Source organism: Brevibacillus sp. FIR094 (genome assembly GCF_050477165.1).
GTDB lineage: Bacteria > Bacillota > Bacilli > Brevibacillales > Brevibacillaceae > Brevibacillus.
The window spans coordinates 23,409-38,691 of sequence record NZ_JBEAES010000029.1 but is presented as its reverse complement, the minus strand read 5'-3'; the positions used below and the strand labels follow the sequence as shown (position 1 = coordinate 38,691).

The following is a 15,283-nucleotide window of genomic DNA, read 5'->3' as shown; positions in this document are numbered from 1 at the left end:
AACGACAACATCAAGTGTAAATTGCTGTCGAATAAAAAAATAGCCGTAGAGTCACTATATGTACAAATAATTGGTAGCATTTATCATATCTGGGGGCTGATATACGTGAAGGAACGTAACATTCTTGCAGGATTTCAAACCGAAGAGGATGCCCAAGAGGCAGAAAAAGCACTTCGACAAGCTGGTTTTTCCATCATTCAGATCGACAGAATTGGACAATTCCCCGGTGAAGGAAACGAACAGATCATGAATCCCATTTCCGGAGACTTTCCCAGCTTGGGCAACCTTACATTGGCAGGTGACTTCCCAAGCGGCAGGGATGCAAGCATCATGGCAGCAGTAGATCCTGACGCCAGCGGCATGGCAGACCGGGGCGACGATAATTTATATCGGAGTATCTTGTTAACGGCAGTCGTACCAGAAGAACAAGGTGATCTTGCAACCGAGATCATCCGATCCTATGGAGGTATGATTTAAAAATAAATATAGCCATCTTCCCTTAACTGACTAGGAAAGATGGCTTATTTCGTTATCGACATCTGTGAACTCACACCTCTTGCATCGAGGTAACGTCTTTTAACGCAAGTCTGCGTATTTTCGTTTTCTCGGCGTCATTTTGTTGTTTGTATGTGGTGATAAAGCATAGGTATCCATTGTTAAAATGAGTCATGGTTCCCTTGATGACGACGCCATTGATCATCTTTACCTGTACATTTTTGCCCAGTAGCTTCATGGCCTTTTGGTCAAATCCAAAACCCATCATCACTTTTCACCTCTCCATTTCTCCCTATGTCTATCCATATGCCCAGAGGGTGTCGTTTCGTGTCTGTCCGTTGCAAAAAAAAGAAAGCTGCCGAATGCTCGACAGCTTTCTTCTATTATATAGTTGATAGCTTATCCGTAAATGCCACGAACAATGACAGTTTGTTCACGATCCGGTCCTACGGAGAAGATCGACATTGGAATACCAGTCAGTTGTGTGATGCGCTCAATGTAGTGACGAGCGTTTTCTGGCAAGTCGTTCAGATTGCGAACGCCTGTGATATCCTCTGTCCAACCTGGCAACTCCTCATAAACTGGCTCACATTTCGCAAGCAGGTTGAGGTTCGCTGGGAACGATTCGATAACTTCTCCATTGTATTTGTACGCTGTGCAAATACGCAGGGTCTCGATTCCAGACAGGGTATCCAGCTTGGTGATCGCCAAACCAGTGAGACCACTGACACGACGAGCATGACGAACTACAACACTGTCAAACCAGCCTACGCGGCGTGGACGACCTGTTGTTGTACCATATTCGAAACCAACCTCACGAATATGGTCGCCAGTTGCATCAGTCAGCTCAGTCAAGAACGGACCATCACCTACACGCGTCGTGTAAGCTTTTGCAACCCCGATTACCTGGTGAATCTTAGTTGGTCCTACACCAGAACCGATAGTCACGCCACCCGCAATTGGGTTGGAGGACGTTACGTAAGGATACGTACCCTGGTCAATATCGAGCAATACGCCTTGTGCACCTTCAAACAGAACACGGTTGCCTTGATCGATCACATCGTTGAGAACAACAGAAGTATCGGTCACGTATGGGCGAATGATCTCTGCGAGTGCCAAGTACTCATCCAAAATTTCCTGAAGCTCAAAGCCAGTTGTGTTGTACATTTTCTCCAGCAACATGTTTTTCTCTGCCAGGTTGCGCTCGAGCTTGCGAGCAAACTCTTCGCGATCCAACAAGTCAGCGATACGAATACCGATACGTGCTGCTTTATCCATGTAAGCAGGCCCGATACCTTTACGGGTTGTACCGATTTTGTTAGCACCGCGGCTATCTTCCTCTACGCCATCCAGCTTGATGTGGTATGGCAGAATCACATGCGCGCGATCACTGATTTTCAAATTGCTTGTAGAAAAACCGAAGCTATGAATGTACTCCAGCTCTTTTACCAATGCTTTCGGATCGATTACCATACCGTTTCCGATTACGCAGGTCTTGTCACTATAAAAAATTCCGGATGGAATCAAATGCAACTTATACTTGTTACCATCAAAAATAATAGTATGGCCTGCGTTGTTACCGCCTTGGTAACGAGCCACTACCTCTGCACTTTCAGCTAGATAGTCTGTAATTTTACCTTTACCTTCATCGCCCCACTGGGTTCCGACGACAACGACTGTTGACATCGAAAAACACCTCCTGATATTATCATGTCTTTTCGGGCCTGAAACAATCTAAGTTTACTAAACGAGACTCGCCATGTCAACGCTAAATACGAACATTCATATAGTTAGTTCTTAATATGTTCGGCAATTCAATATAGAAAAAAAAGCCGGAATTTCTCCGGCTTTTCTTCCATTCCAACTATTAACCTGCTTGGTTTCGAAAGCGATGATCCAAGTTAACGAACTTGTTGAATTCTTTTAAGAACGCCAACTCCACCGTTCCGGTCGGGCCGTTACGTTGTTTGGCAATAATGACTTCGATGACATTCTTATTTTCTGATTCCTTGTCATAGTAGTCATCACGGTACAAGAAGGCAACGATATCGGCGTCCTGCTCGATCGACCCCGACTCACGGATATCGGACATCATCGGTCGCTTATCCTGCCGTTGCTCTACACCACGGCTCAACTGCGACAGGGCGATAACCGGCACGTTCAGCTCACGCGCGATCCCTTTTAGCGTACGAGAGATCTCAGATACTTCCTGCTGACGGTTATCTCCTTTTCCTCGTCCATGAATCAGCTGAAGGTAATCGATCAGGATCAAGCCCAATCCCTTCTCTGTTTGAAGGCGACGGCATTTCGCCCGGATGTCCTGTACAGTAACCCCGGGTGAATCGTCGATGTAAATCGGCGCTTTCGCCAGCGTACCGATTGCCATCGTCAGCTTTTGCCAATCATCTTCCTCCAGTGACCCTGAACGCATCCGGGACGCATCCAGATTGCCCTCCGCACAAATCATACGCTGTACCAGCTGAGGAGCACCCATCTCCAAGGAGAAGATGGCTACAGTCTCGCCTGCACGGGCTGCTACGTTTTGAGCGAGATTCAAGGCAAAAGCCGTCTTCCCTACGGAAGGACGGGCTGCCAAGATAATCAGGTCACTGCGCTGCAATCCTGCTGTCATCTTGTCCAAATCGGTATATCCCGTAGAAATCCCCGTAATATCACCGCGTCGCTGACTCAAAAACTCAATCCGCTCATACGTTTCCAGAAGGGCATCACGAATCGGTGTAAAACCGCCACTGTTGCGATTTTGACCGATCTCCATGATGTACTTCTCCGCATCCGCGATGATCTGCGTGACATCATCTTCACGGGAATATCCGTCATTGGCAATCTTGGTAGCTGTATGAATCAATCGCCGAAGCAGCGATTTTTCTTCTACTATTTTTGCGTAGTATTCGATGTTGGCAGCCGTTGGAACTGAACTGGCGATTTCCGTGAGATACGTAACCCCGCCAACTTCATCCAGCAGCTTGTGGTCCTGTAGATCCGCTGTAACAGTAACCAGATCGACAGGTTCGCCTTTTTCATACAGGTCCACCATCGTTTGAAAGATGCGCTGATGCGCTGTCTTGTAAAAATCCTCCGGACGGAGAATCTCAATGGCCGTGATTAAAGCTTCCTTAGACAAGAACACGGCACCCAGTACCGATTGTTCCGCTTCCTTGTTCTGTGGCGGCACACGATCCAAAAACAGGTCGCTCACGTCACACCCCCCACAATTGAGACATTATTCTTCCACAACGTGTACTTTCAGAGTCACGGTTACTTCGTTGTGCAGTTTTACTTTGATTTGCGTCACGCCCAAAGCACGGATGGCATCCATTTCGAGCTTACGCTTGTCTACTTTGATTTTAAACTGATCTTCCAGCGATTGCGCTACTTGTTTGCTGGAAATTGCACCGAACAAGCGACCACCTTCGCCTGCTTTTCCTGCTACTTTCACTGTCAGCTCTTCCAGCTTTTTGCCCAGCTCCTGAGCATCCAGCTTTTCTTGCTCCTTGCGCTTATCTTCGCTGCGCTTTTGAGCGTCGAGCGTTTTCACGTTGCTATCAGTCGCTTCTTTTACCAGCTTCTTTGGCAACAAGAAGTTGCGTACATAGCCCTCTGACAAATCCTTAACTTCGCCTTTTTTCCCTTGGCCTTTTACATCTTGAAGAAAAATGACTTTCATCATCGTTTCCCCCTTTATATTTTGGCCTATAAGACCGAGTCAATCGCTTCTTTCAAACGACGTGTAGCTTCTTTAATTGATATGCCTTGAATTTGTGTCGCAGCACCAGTGAGGTGACCGCCTCCACCCAGCAGTTCCATAATGGACTGAACATTGATGTCGCCCAGAGAACGTCCACTGATTAAGATCGTATCGTCGGATCGCTCTGCAACAACAAACGACGCCTGGATTCCTGACAAAGTGAGTAGCTGCTCAGCAGCTTGCGCCACCTGTACCTGCGTGTAATCCTCAGACGGATCTCCTATGGCAATCGCCATGTTGTCACGGTACGTTTCCGTATTCATGATGATTTTTGCCCGCTTCACATACTGTCCCAGATCTTCCTTCAACAGACGCTGGACAGCCGCGGTATCGGCCCCGTTACGGCGAAGGAAAGACGCCGCTTCAAAGGTCCGTGAACCTGTGCGGAAGGCAAAGCTTTTGGTATCTACCACAATCCCTGCTAACAGTGCCGTCGCAATCAGATTGTCGATATTCAATCGCTCGCTCTGATATTGCAAGAGCTCCGTGACAAGCTCAGCCGTCGAAGAAGCATACGGTTCCAGATACAAGAGTACTGGCTCAATGAACTCCTCCGAACGTCGATGGTGGTCAATCACCACAATTCGGCTCGTTTCCGTCAATAGCTTCGGTTCAATCACCAGCGATGGTCGATGCGTATCGACGACTACCAGCAATGTGCGACCGGAGATAAGTCGGATCGCCTGTTCTGGCGTGATAAAGGTCTCAGCCAACTCTTCATTGGCATAAATCTCTTTCATCAGACGCTCGACAGAATGATTACCTTCGTCCATGACGATATAAGCCGTTTTGTTGTGCAGCTGCACAGCCTTCAATACACCAAGTGATGCCCCGATGGAATCCATGTCAGGCTGTTTATGCCCCATGACGATGACGTGCTCCGCCTCATGAATGAGATCCCGCAAAGCATGTGCAATAACACGAGCCCGGACACGTGTCCGCTTTTCCACCGCATTCGATTTCCCACCGTAGAAAGTGAGCTTGTTGCCAACCTTGACAGCACACTGGTCGCCACCGCGCCCCAATGCGATATCCAAGCTTGATTGCGCCATTTGTCCCAGCTCAATATAAGTGGTAGCGGCCGCTCCAACCCCGATACTAAGCGTAATCGGAATTTTGTTGTCAGCCGTCATCTCCCGTACTACATCGAGAATGTCAAATCGCGATTCTTCCAATTTATCAAGTGCTTCCCGTTCCATCAGAGCCAAAAACTTGTCGGCCGTGATTCGGCGAAGATATATGCCATGTTTGTTGGCCCACTCTGTAATCACACCAGCCACGCTTGTAGAGAGCAGCGTACGGCTCTGATCATCCATGACTTGTCCGACCTCGTCCAAATTGTCGAGGTGAATGATGGCAAGTGCAGCCTTTTCTCGATGGTAACGAGTCGTCAATTCTTTAAAGTCCGTAATGTCCTTGAAATACAAAAGGCGCTCATCGGACCGCACAATGACCTCGTATACCCGCTCGTTATAAGTAAACTCCAGCCGTTTTTGCTCCGGCTTCCAAGCTAGTTGGGGGAATACCTCTTGGAGGCTTTTCCCGATCATGGATTCATCCCCGGACATATGCGTCATATACGGGTTTACCCACTCAATTGCCTTTTCCTCGTTGTATAAAAGAATTCCGATCGGCAGTTCCTGGATAACGCCTTCTCCCGCCTTCTTCACGCGATGGGTGACCGTCGCCAAATACAGGCGCAAGTCTCGTTGGAACCCCTTTTCTGCTTGAAGAGCGTAAAGAACCAAGCCAATCAAGCAAATCATGCCGATCGCCCCGTACATCCAATGGAACAAGGTCAAAATCCCCAACAACAGCAAGCTAAAGCTGAGTGCCAGGACCATGTGCATCCCGTACCAACGCTTTAACAGGAACTTGGGCATTTCCTCAGCCCCTCTTCACTCTTGTTTCCAGTTTTTCACGCAAACGAATTCCTAGGTCAAATATCCCTACTAGACTAAGTATAGTACTTAGGGGTGGAAAAATAAATAGACAGACAATGAGCACGGGAGTCAGTCTCTTCCAGCCGTACAAAAAGGCAGCAAATAGACAAAAACTCAAGCCCTGCAAAACAAAAATCGCATCCAGCATGACTTTCAGGTTCATCAGGGCGATTTCCCAGAATGTACCCTGCATGCTTTCAGCAAACAACAAAAGACTGATCATCGCAATGAAGTAGTAATAAAGCAATGATCGAGGGAAGTTCCATTCCCGAATTGGCTTCAATGCTGGAATCGGTCTTCGCAGACGTCGTCCAATCAGACTCGCCAATCCATGAATAATGGCGGTCGATAAAAAGCTGAACATGACAAGACTCGTAGGCAAGACGATTTTACCCAGTTCAAGGAGCTGATCAAACTGCTCTTTTGGCATCATTGCTGGACGCAACTTAGCCACTTCTTGCATGATGGCATTAAAATCAACATTCATTCCGAATGCCATGAATGCCATCATGGAAACGACACTCAAAAAGGCAACGCCTGCCCCTGCCACAATCGCCGGAAGAGCCGCTCCTTTTTTCGCATAAAAAATCCCCATGACTGAACCCCAAACCGCACTTGAAAAAGCAAGTGTAGCCGCAAATGGACCAGTAATGATCCATCCCAGAAACGTAAAGGCAAGGGAGATCCAAACCATGTTAGGTACTGTTCGATTTACTGCCAAAAGGATAAAAGGCAGAGGTATCAAGAAACTGACGAGCCCTCCCAGTATGGTATATGTACTGAGAAACAGCAGCACCAGTGCGATACCCAGCATAAGGGCGTTTTCAGCCAAGTGTTTCGTTTTGGACGGCATGTCAGCACCTCATTATTCATGTCTCATGTACACTCTCCATAGAAAACTATGGAAAAAAGAGGGCCACGCAATTGTGCCCCCCTTTTTATAGCTTTTGCAACTTATTCAGCAGTGTAAGGCAACAGTGCTACTTGACGGGATCGCTTGATCGCGATTGTCAGTGCACGTTGATACTTCGCAGAAGTACCAGTTACACGACGTGGCAAGATTTTGCCGCGTTCGCTGATGAACTTTTTCAGCAAATCAATATCTTTATAATCGATGTGCTTGATTTTGTTCACTTTAAAGAAGCATACTTTACGACGCTTATTAGGACGTCCTTTGCGTGCCATGATAGTCCCTCCCTCTTAGGAATGTGAAAGTTATACGATCTTAGAACGGCAAGTCATCATCTGAAATGTTGATCGGCTTGCCTGCACTCGCGAAAGGATCACCAAACGGATCATAGTCATTATTTCGTTGACCGGATGGTTTGTTACCGCCACCCATGCCCGGTCCTGGATCGTATCCTGAATTGTCTCCGCCGGATTCATTGCCTCGACCGCCCAAAAATTGAACGTTCTCCGCAACGACTTCCGTCACGTATACCTTTTTACCTTCTTTATTATCATAGGAACGTGTTTGCATACGTCCTTCGATGGCTGCTTGTCTACCTTTACGCAAATAGCTTGCGCACAGGTCGGCAAGTTTTTGCCAAGCGACAATGTTAATGAAGTCCGTTTCTTTCTCACCCGCTTGATTGGTGCGGGGACGATTGACGGCCACAGTAAAAGTAGCAACGGCAACGCCATTTGGCGTGTAGCGAAGTTCAGGATCTTTCGTCAGGTTGCCGATGAGAATGACTTTATTCATCTTGGTTCCCCCTCTGATCGCGACAATGATTACTTCTCATCACGAACAAACATAAAGCGGATTACGTCGTCATTGATTTTCATCAGACGCTCAGCTTCCGCAACAGCATCGGAGTTCGCTTTGAAGTTCATCAAAACGTAGTAACCTTCACGGAACTTGTTGATCTCGTACGCAAGACGACGTTTACCCATTTCTTGAAGCTTAGAGATTTCGCCACCATAGTTAGTTACAACATCGCTGTAACGAGCTACATTGGATTTTACTTTCTCTTCTTCAAGGTCTGGACGCAATACATACATTACTTCGTATTGGCGCATACCTTTTCACCTCCTTATGGACTTTAGCGGCCCTGTTCGGGCAAGGAGCGAGTGCTAAAACGAAACGCACAAAACATGCACTCCATAAATACTCGCATTATCGTATTATAACAAACCGCCTAGTTCGAATCAAGAATTTCGTACTAAACATTGAAGCGGAAATGCATAACATCTCCATCTGCCACTACGTACTCTTTCCCTTCAAGACGGTACTTCCCACGTTCTCTGGCTACTGCTACGGAGCCAGCATCTACCAGATGATCATAAGCAATCACTTCGGCACGAATGAAGCCGCGCTCGAAATCAGTATGAATCACGCCTGCTGCTCCTGGAGCCTTTGTACCCTGACGGATGGTCCAAGCGCGTACTTCTTGTACACCAGCTGTGAAGTATGTTACCAATCCCAGCAGCTTGTAGGCAGCACGAATCAAGCGGTCGAGACCAGACTCAGAAAGTCCCAGCTCTTCCAAGAACATTTCTTTGTCTTCGCCCTCGAGCTCAGCGATTTCTGCTTCTACTTTCGCGCTGATGACAACCACTTCTGCGCCTTCACTTGCTGCATGCTGACGAACGGTTTGCACATGCGGGTTGTTGTCTGCATCATTAATGCCGTCTTCCGCTACGTTGCACACGTACAGCATTGGCTTGATTGTCAGCAGATGCAAATCGCGAATCCATTTGCGCTCTTCGTCATCGAGTTCAACACTGCGAGCAGATTGACCCTCTTCAAATGCTGCTTTCAATTTCTCCAGCACATCCAGCTCTTGCTTGGATTCCTTGTCACCGGATTTCACTTTGCGTGCAATGCGGTCAATACGACGATCAACAGAGTCCAGGTCAGCAAAAATCAGCTCCAGGTTGATTGTCTCGATATCGCTCAAAGGATCGACACGACCTGATACGTGAGTGATGTTCTCATCTTCAAAGCAACGTACAACATGAGCAATCGCGTCCACTTCACGGATGTGTCCAAGGAACTGGTTGCCAAGTCCTTCGCCTCTGCTCGCGCCTTTTACCAAGCCTGCAATATCTACAAACTCAAACGCAGTAGGAACTACCTTGTTTGGTACAACGATCTTTGTGAGCTTTTCCAGACGCTCGTCTGGCACCTCCACGATCCCTACGTTCGGGTCAATCGTACAGAACGGGTAGTTAGCCGATTCAGCGCCCGCTTGTGTAATGGCATTAAATAATGTCGATTTTCCTACGTTAGGAAGACCTACAATCCCGCATGATGCACCCATCTATATACACTCCCTTATCATCATCCTGACATCCTTTTAAGTATATAGATTTGGTTTTCAGATTACAATTGTCTCCTTGTGGAAGCTGAAAGCTTAATTTCATTTGTCTCCACCTGTGCTCATCATAGCTTCAAGTGGTGGGACAAAAAAAGAAATGCTAGACTAGACAAACAGAATCTATTTGCTACGGTAAAAGGAAAGGTAATGAGGTGACTACAAAAATGAAACTCCTACTTCTCGGTGCCACTGGTCGTGTAGGAAGCCATATCCTCGACTATGCATTAAAAGATGGGCATGAAATAACCGTTCTCGTTCGCTCAGCAGACAAGCTCCTTCATCTGACTGATGAAAATGTCCGCGTCCTGACCGGAAATGTTCTCGATCAAAACGCTGTTGCATCCGCCATGCGTGGAGTTGACGCGGTCATTAGCGCGCTCGGGACAGACAAGGCAACGACGTTATCCGAGGGAATTCCTTATATAATTGAAGCAATGAAGCGAGAAGGCGTTTCCCGCATTATTACGGTGGGCACCGCTGGCATCTTGCAAAGCAGAGTTTCTCCTGACCTGCTCCGCTATCAATCCAGTGAGTCCAGACAAAAATTGACGCGTGCTGCCGAAGAACATCACAAGGCATATTCGCTCTTGGAACAGTCCGAACTCGATTGGACCATTGTATGTCCGACGTATTTGCCTGATGGCGAGTATACAGGCACTTACCGGGTCGAGGCTCACCAGTTGCCTGTAGATGGGATGCAAATCTCCGTGCCGGATACGGCGGAGTTTACGTTTCAGCAGCTTTCTACTTCCGAATACATACGAGCGCGAGTCGGCATTGCCTATTGATACATACAGGAAAAAAACAGGCTCCTATCCGTAATGGAAGGGAGCCTGTTTTGCTTCTGCCGTTTCTTTATTTCTCGTTTACCAGCTTTTCCAGCTCATTCAATGTCTCTTCAAAGATTTCCATTGCTTGCTCGATTGGCTGGGACGTGGACATGTCTACACCTGCTGCTTTTAGTACCTCGATAGGCGGAGCAGAATTACCCGCTTCGAGGAAGTTTTTGCGAACTCGATCCACTGCTGGCTGACCTTCATCCATGATTTGCTTCGCTAATGCTTGTGCAGCGGCAAAGCTAGTCGAGTATTGATAGACGTAGTATTTGTAGTTGTAGAAATGGCTCACACGTGCCCATTCCATACCGATTTCCTCATCGGAAACCATGTCTTTTCCGTAATACTTTTTGTTGATGTCGAGGTAGATCTTCTTGATCGCTTCCGCATTCAGAGATTCCCCAGCCTGCTCCTTCTCGTGAATCGCTCTTTCGAACTCCGCGAACTGCGTCTGACGGAACAGCGTGGAACGGAAGTTTTCCAGATAGTGATTCAAGAGATACATCTTCTCTTCTTTCGTCTTCGCTTTCGCATACATGCTCTTGAACAGCAGGGTTTCATTCATGGTAGAAGCAACTTCTGCCGTGAAGATTGGGTAATTAGACGAAATGTAAGGCTGGTTTTTGTTCGTGTAATACGACTGCATCGCATGTCCCATCTCATGGGCGATGGTATACACATCATCGAGCGTTCCTTGGTGATTCAACAGTACGTATGGATGTGTGTCATATGCCCCCCATTGGTAAGCACCCGTGCGCTTGTCATCGGTGGAATAGACATCTGCCCAGCCGCCATCGAGGCCGTCGGACATTGCCTTCACATAGTCATCACCCATTACCTGCAACCCATCAACAACAATTTTCTTTCCTTCGTCGAAGGAAATATATTTGTCATCAGATGGTACGATCGGCACGTAAATGTCGTACATGTGCAATTCCTTCACGCCAAGCATTTTCTTTTTCAAGGAAATGTAGCGATGCAGCAATGGCAGATTGTCATTCACCGTGTCAATCAGCTCATCATACACCTTCGTCGGTACGTTGTTCGGTGTCAGGCTTGCTTCCAGCGCAGAATCGTAATTGCGAACAGCGGCGTAAAAATTATCGCCCTTTACTTTGGCAGCCAATGTCGATGCAAATGAGTCTTGGAAATCGATCAGAGCGCCATAGTATGCCTTGAACGCTTCTCTGCGCACATTTTGATCTTTGCTTTCCATATAGGAAATGAAATTCGCACGCGTCAACTGAACTTCCTTGCCTGTCTCATCTTTGATTTTAGGGAACCTCACGTCTTTGGACAGCATGCTGTAAATGTTAGTCGGTGCACCGCCCAACGGAGACGATTTTGCCAAGAGCTGCTCCATATCCGCAGAGAGTGAGTACGGCTTCGTTCTCAGCATGTCTTCGATAAACAGTTTGTAAGGCTCAAGCTCCTTTTCGGACAGCAAGCTCTTTATTTTGTCATCGGAAATTGCAACGATTTCAGGCTGTACCCACGAGGTTTTTTCTGTGACAAGCGTGTACATTTTCTCAGCGCGGTCTCCCAGCTTTTGCAAATCAGGATTCGCGGAGTTTACATCGAGAGACATGTTTGCGTACACGTATGCTTTGTCATTTAAGCGCATCAATTCAACATAGTCATCGAATGCAGCCTGCATCGCAGCAGAAGATGTACCCAGCTTGCCTTGGTGCTTTGTGAAAGCGTTTGCTAAAGACTCAACCTTAGCAACATCCTTTTCCCATTCCTTAACAGTCGGATAAATATGATCCAGCTTCCACTTGTACGCATCTGGGATCTCAGCGCGAGTTTGATAAGAAGGCTTATCAGCAGCAAGAGCTACCGCCTGCGTGCTGTAAGGAATAAATGGTACGGATACTGTCGACAATGCAATGGCCAAAGCCGTAACTGATGCAAATACTTGCTTCTTCAAATCTCAATCGCCCCTTTTCTTCTATCTATTTTTGCCAAAATCATAAGTGTGTAATTATATTTTCACCTGCCAAATTCCTTCTTACTAATAAAAATTTTTCAAATATTCAATAACAAAAGTCAATTTATCCAGAGAAAATCCTCTTTTGTGGATAACTCTGTGGATAAGTATTTACTAACAACTTTTTACCCCCCACAGCGATTGCAGGCACTCCTTTTCTCTGCAAAAAGTTGTCCACATTTTCTGTGGATATGCTGTGAATAACTTATTTTATTTGGAACTAGGGCATCCGCCTATACCTCGTATTGGGTTCCTACATAGCATGAGTATTGAAACTACGGTAGGAGGTGTTAGCAAGTGGGTATCTTTAACGGCTTTGACGATTTCGCGCTGATCTTGGTTCTGTTCATCCTTCTCGTTATCGTAGGTTGTGACTGCAACTAACCTACTCCGCTGCCATCCAGCCTATCTGAAGGTAAGCTTGCATCCTCGGCAGCCTTACCTTCTCCAATTCCACATAGATCATAGCCAGGCAATGTAGCCTAGGGATAATGATCAGTCATAACCTAAGTACCACCACCGGGAGATACATTTGATCGTACAAAAGGAAAAAGGATGCGCCTCTATTGGCTGCATCCTTTTTTTATCGACAGGGCTGACTTATTTAGATCCCGTCTGAAAAGTTATCCACTGCGCTTGATTGAGATTACCTGCTGTGTCCTTTACCAAACTCGTAATGAGACTTACCTGATATCTTGTATGTGGCTGCCATTTTCCTTTTGGCTTCACAGACAACATTCGCTTGCTTTTGTTCCACGTAATGGTATGCGGAACGATAGCCCCTTTTTCATCTGTCACGCGAACTAATGGCCCGGCTGTTTTGCTGGAGAGGACTCCACCACCAACCAAAGCAACCTCCTCTGCGAACTGGAGTGTCACTTTATCCTGGAGCCCTACATTTTTAGCCCCGTGACCGGGCAATATGACTGCTTGTGGAGCGATATTATCCACAGGTTTTTTCGTTTGAAACGTGCTGGTCAGCTCTGGATTCAAATTGCTGCGCTGATCTTTCACCTTTTTGGCCAGCAAGCTTACTTGATAGGACGCCCCTGCTTCCAGATTTCCTACCGGATCAATCGTCATGCTTCGATCTGTTTTGTTCCATTTTGCCGTAAAACGAACCTTCTTTTTTTTCGCATCCGTGAGCGAAATAATCGAAAGACCAGACTTGTCGGAGAGCTCTTGCCCATTTTTTAACGAAACCGGCCCCGAAAATGTCAGTGTAATGATTTGATCCGGGTTAATTTCCGCCGATTTGTCAGCCGGGGATATTCTCACTCCCCATTCGTTTGCTGACTTTGCCCACACTCCCTGTGATGGAAGTAGGAAAATCGCAAGCACTACTACCCACTGCAACCACCGAACACTCATCTTTTCCATCAAACCCCTCCCTTCTAAAACGACAAAGCCGCTCCTTGAAGCAAAAAACGCCTCGCTTCATCGTTTACAGGCATTGTAGAAAAAGACAGATGGGTTGATCAAAGAAATATGGTCTATGCTTGTGGTTCTTCCTCTGCGCGAATCAGTATCTTTTTCAGCTTGCGTTCAAATTCTAGTCGACCAATCATCACACTATGATCGCAACCCGTACATTTGATCCGCACATCCATGCCCATGCGTATGACCTTCCACGCATTCGTGCCACATGGATGTGGCTTTTTCATCTGTACGACATCCCCCAGTCCAAATTGCTTGCGTTCCATTTCTCTTTCTCCTCTCTACACTGTTCCCTTTCCAGACACCGCGACGATTTTGGGATACGGAATTTGAATGCCTCGGTTGGTTAATTCCGTTCTGATCTTCGCACGCAAATTTCGATTAACCCCGTGATGCGTGTTCGGCTTGCATTCAGCCGTAACCCGGATGATGACTTCGGAAGGTCCCAGTGCATGTACTCCCAAAATTTGTGGCTCAGATACGATATCCGTCAATTCCGTTTGAGCCGATGCCAACACTTCTTTGAGCACAGACTCAACTTGGTTCAGATCTTCTTCATACGCTACAGATACGTCGACAACTGCTAACGTATTTTGCAAAGAAAAGTTGGTCACTTGATTAATCGTGCCGTTTGGAAAGATGTGTACCTCACCCGTCCAGCTGCGCACCTTTGTAATGCGCAGACCAATCTCCTGCACCGTGCCCGTCAAATTGTTGATCGTTACGACGTCTCCGACAGCAAATTGGTCCTCAAAAATAATGAAGAATCCCGTAATGATATCACGCACGAGACTCTGCGCCCCAAAACCAACTGCTAGCCCCAATACCCCTGCGCTTACCAAAACAGGGCGCAAATCAATGCCCAACAGCTGCAAAATCATGAGAATCGCCAAAAAGTAAATGCCGTACTGCACGACATTGTTGACAAGAACCCGCATCGTGTCTACTCGACGTTGATCCATTTGAATCTTGCTTCCATGACGGTGCTGGAACACTTTATTTACGCCGGATTGCACAACCGACACGACGATTCGCGATAACAGGATGATCGCTGCAATTTTCAGTACTGCCATCCCTATATTTACCCACATATCGGCATCTGTCACATACGCATATACTTGGGCATAAATTCTCTCAAAAAAACCAGCTTGATTCATTCCTCCCGCTCCTTCTGCTCCCCGTTTTCGTCGACCTCGCTATATTGGCCAAAAAACTGACGGAAGTATCCTCGTATTACCACTTGTTGTTCCATCATGATCGCTTTCGCTCGTGAGTAATCCGACAGTAGGAATTCAATGGAAAGGGCACAGCCTGCCGTTATTTCTTTCGGCGTTGGTCTTGTATCGATCTCAATATCTTCGTACTCCAGCAGCATTTCTGCCCGCAAGGCTTGCTGCGTGGAATCAAACGCAATCAGCACTGTCTCTCCTCCCATTTCACTCCCCCTCATCTTTTTCACACAAACTTCCATAGGCTCCTCTTATTTTACCTGT

18 protein-coding genes are annotated in these 15,283 nt (G+C 46.9%); 3 read left to right on the top strand and 15 right to left on the bottom strand.

All coding sequences use genetic code 11. From position 1 onward, the window contains the following. Positions 1–21: 21 nt before the first annotated feature. Positions 22–477 (top strand): hypothetical protein, encoded by a 456-nt coding sequence (locus tag ACQ5DJ_RS22295; RefSeq protein WP_429844354.1) that lies wholly within the window; start codon positions 22–24, stop codon positions 475–477. A gap of 70 nt (positions 478–547) precedes the next feature. Here the strand turns inward: ACQ5DJ_RS22295 and ACQ5DJ_RS22290 are convergent, their stop codons facing one another. The 10 genes from ACQ5DJ_RS22290 to ychF all read right to left on the bottom strand — a co-directional run bounded on the left by ACQ5DJ_RS22290 (position 548) and on the right by ychF (position 9,470). Next, a complete protein-coding gene (locus tag ACQ5DJ_RS22290; RefSeq protein ID WP_020477510.1) occupies positions 548–763 on the bottom strand; it encodes a hypothetical protein in 216 nt (71 codons plus the stop codon). Positions 764–894: 131 nt separating this feature from the next. Further along, positions 895–2,181, bottom strand: a complete 1,287-nt coding sequence (locus tag ACQ5DJ_RS22285) for an adenylosuccinate synthase (RefSeq protein WP_137031589.1) — start codon at positions 2,179–2,181, stop codon at positions 895–897. A gap of 181 nt (positions 2,182–2,362) precedes the next feature. Continuing rightward, complete coding sequence (dnaB, locus tag ACQ5DJ_RS22280; protein WP_017246818.1) at positions 2,363–3,712, bottom strand: replicative DNA helicase; 1,350 nt, start codon at positions 3,710–3,712, stop codon at positions 2,363–2,365. 24 nt (positions 3,713–3,736) lie between these two features. After that, on the bottom strand, positions 3,737–4,180 hold the full coding sequence (gene rplI, locus ACQ5DJ_RS22275) for a 50S ribosomal protein L9 (protein WP_429844387.1): 444 nt from the start codon (positions 4,178–4,180) through the stop codon (positions 3,737–3,739). Positions 4,181–4,206: 26 nt separating this feature from the next. Further along, positions 4,207–6,144 (bottom strand): DHH family phosphoesterase, encoded by a 1,938-nt coding sequence (locus tag ACQ5DJ_RS22270; protein WP_429844353.1) that lies wholly within the window; start codon positions 6,142–6,144, stop codon positions 4,207–4,209. 4 nt (positions 6,145–6,148) lie between these two features. Then, a complete protein-coding gene (locus ACQ5DJ_RS22265) occupies positions 6,149–7,057 on the bottom strand; it encodes a DUF2232 domain-containing protein (RefSeq protein ID WP_429844352.1) in 909 nt (302 codons plus the stop codon). Between the two features lie 101 nt (positions 7,058–7,158). After that, complete coding sequence (rpsR, locus tag ACQ5DJ_RS22260) at positions 7,159–7,389, bottom strand: 30S ribosomal protein S18 (protein ID WP_007720187.1); 231 nt, start codon at positions 7,387–7,389, stop codon at positions 7,159–7,161. Positions 7,390–7,429: 40 nt separating this feature from the next. Next, entirely contained in the window at positions 7,430–7,909 is a 480-nt protein-coding gene (locus ACQ5DJ_RS22255) for a single-stranded DNA-binding protein (protein ID WP_007720185.1), read from the bottom strand. Positions 7,910–7,938: 29 nt separating this feature from the next. Continuing rightward, a complete protein-coding gene (gene rpsF, locus ACQ5DJ_RS22250) occupies positions 7,939–8,226 on the bottom strand; it encodes a 30S ribosomal protein S6 (RefSeq protein ID WP_007720183.1) in 288 nt (95 codons plus the stop codon). A 143-nt stretch (positions 8,227–8,369) separates the two neighbouring features. After that, entirely contained in the window at positions 8,370–9,470 is a 1,101-nt protein-coding gene (gene ychF / locus ACQ5DJ_RS22245; protein ID WP_429844351.1) for a redox-regulated ATPase YchF, read from the bottom strand. Between the two features lie 221 nt (positions 9,471–9,691). Between ychF and ACQ5DJ_RS22240 the strand changes: the two genes are divergently transcribed. After that, positions 9,692–10,315: an NAD(P)-dependent oxidoreductase gene (locus ACQ5DJ_RS22240; protein WP_429844350.1), complete on the top strand. Its 624-nt coding sequence runs from the start codon at positions 9,692–9,694 to the stop codon at positions 10,313–10,315. 67 nt (positions 10,316–10,382) lie between these two features. Here the strand turns inward: ACQ5DJ_RS22240 and pepF are convergent, their stop codons facing one another. Continuing rightward, complete coding sequence (pepF, locus tag ACQ5DJ_RS22235; RefSeq protein WP_429844349.1) at positions 10,383–12,293, bottom strand: oligoendopeptidase F; 1,911 nt, start codon at positions 12,291–12,293, stop codon at positions 10,383–10,385. A 357-nt stretch (positions 12,294–12,650) separates the two neighbouring features. Between pepF and ACQ5DJ_RS22230 the strand changes: the two genes are divergently transcribed. After that, complete coding sequence (locus ACQ5DJ_RS22230; RefSeq protein ID WP_016739383.1) at positions 12,651–12,737, top strand: YjcZ family sporulation protein; 87 nt, start codon at positions 12,651–12,653, stop codon at positions 12,735–12,737. A gap of 216 nt (positions 12,738–12,953) precedes the next feature. Here the strand turns inward: ACQ5DJ_RS22230 and ACQ5DJ_RS22225 are convergent, their stop codons facing one another. The 4 genes from ACQ5DJ_RS22225 to ACQ5DJ_RS22210 all read right to left on the bottom strand — a co-directional run bounded on the left by ACQ5DJ_RS22225 (position 12,954) and on the right by ACQ5DJ_RS22210 (position 15,225). Then, positions 12,954–13,733 (bottom strand): Ig-like domain-containing protein, encoded by a 780-nt coding sequence (locus ACQ5DJ_RS22225; protein ID WP_429844348.1) that lies wholly within the window; start codon positions 13,731–13,733, stop codon positions 12,954–12,956. Positions 13,734–13,846: 113 nt separating this feature from the next. Beyond that, positions 13,847–14,056, bottom strand: coding sequence for a DUF951 domain-containing protein (locus ACQ5DJ_RS22220; protein ID WP_007720174.1), 210 nt, complete (start codon positions 14,054–14,056; stop codon positions 13,847–13,849). 15 nt (positions 14,057–14,071) lie between these two features. Next, a complete protein-coding gene (locus ACQ5DJ_RS22215; RefSeq protein WP_429844347.1) occupies positions 14,072–14,947 on the bottom strand; it encodes a mechanosensitive ion channel family protein in 876 nt (291 codons plus the stop codon). Beyond that, a complete protein-coding gene (locus tag ACQ5DJ_RS22210; RefSeq protein WP_409176465.1) occupies positions 14,944–15,225 on the bottom strand; it encodes a DUF3343 domain-containing protein in 282 nt (93 codons plus the stop codon). The genes ACQ5DJ_RS22215 and ACQ5DJ_RS22210 overlap by 4 nt, the downstream gene beginning before the upstream one ends. Positions 15,226–15,283: the final 58 nt, after the last annotated feature.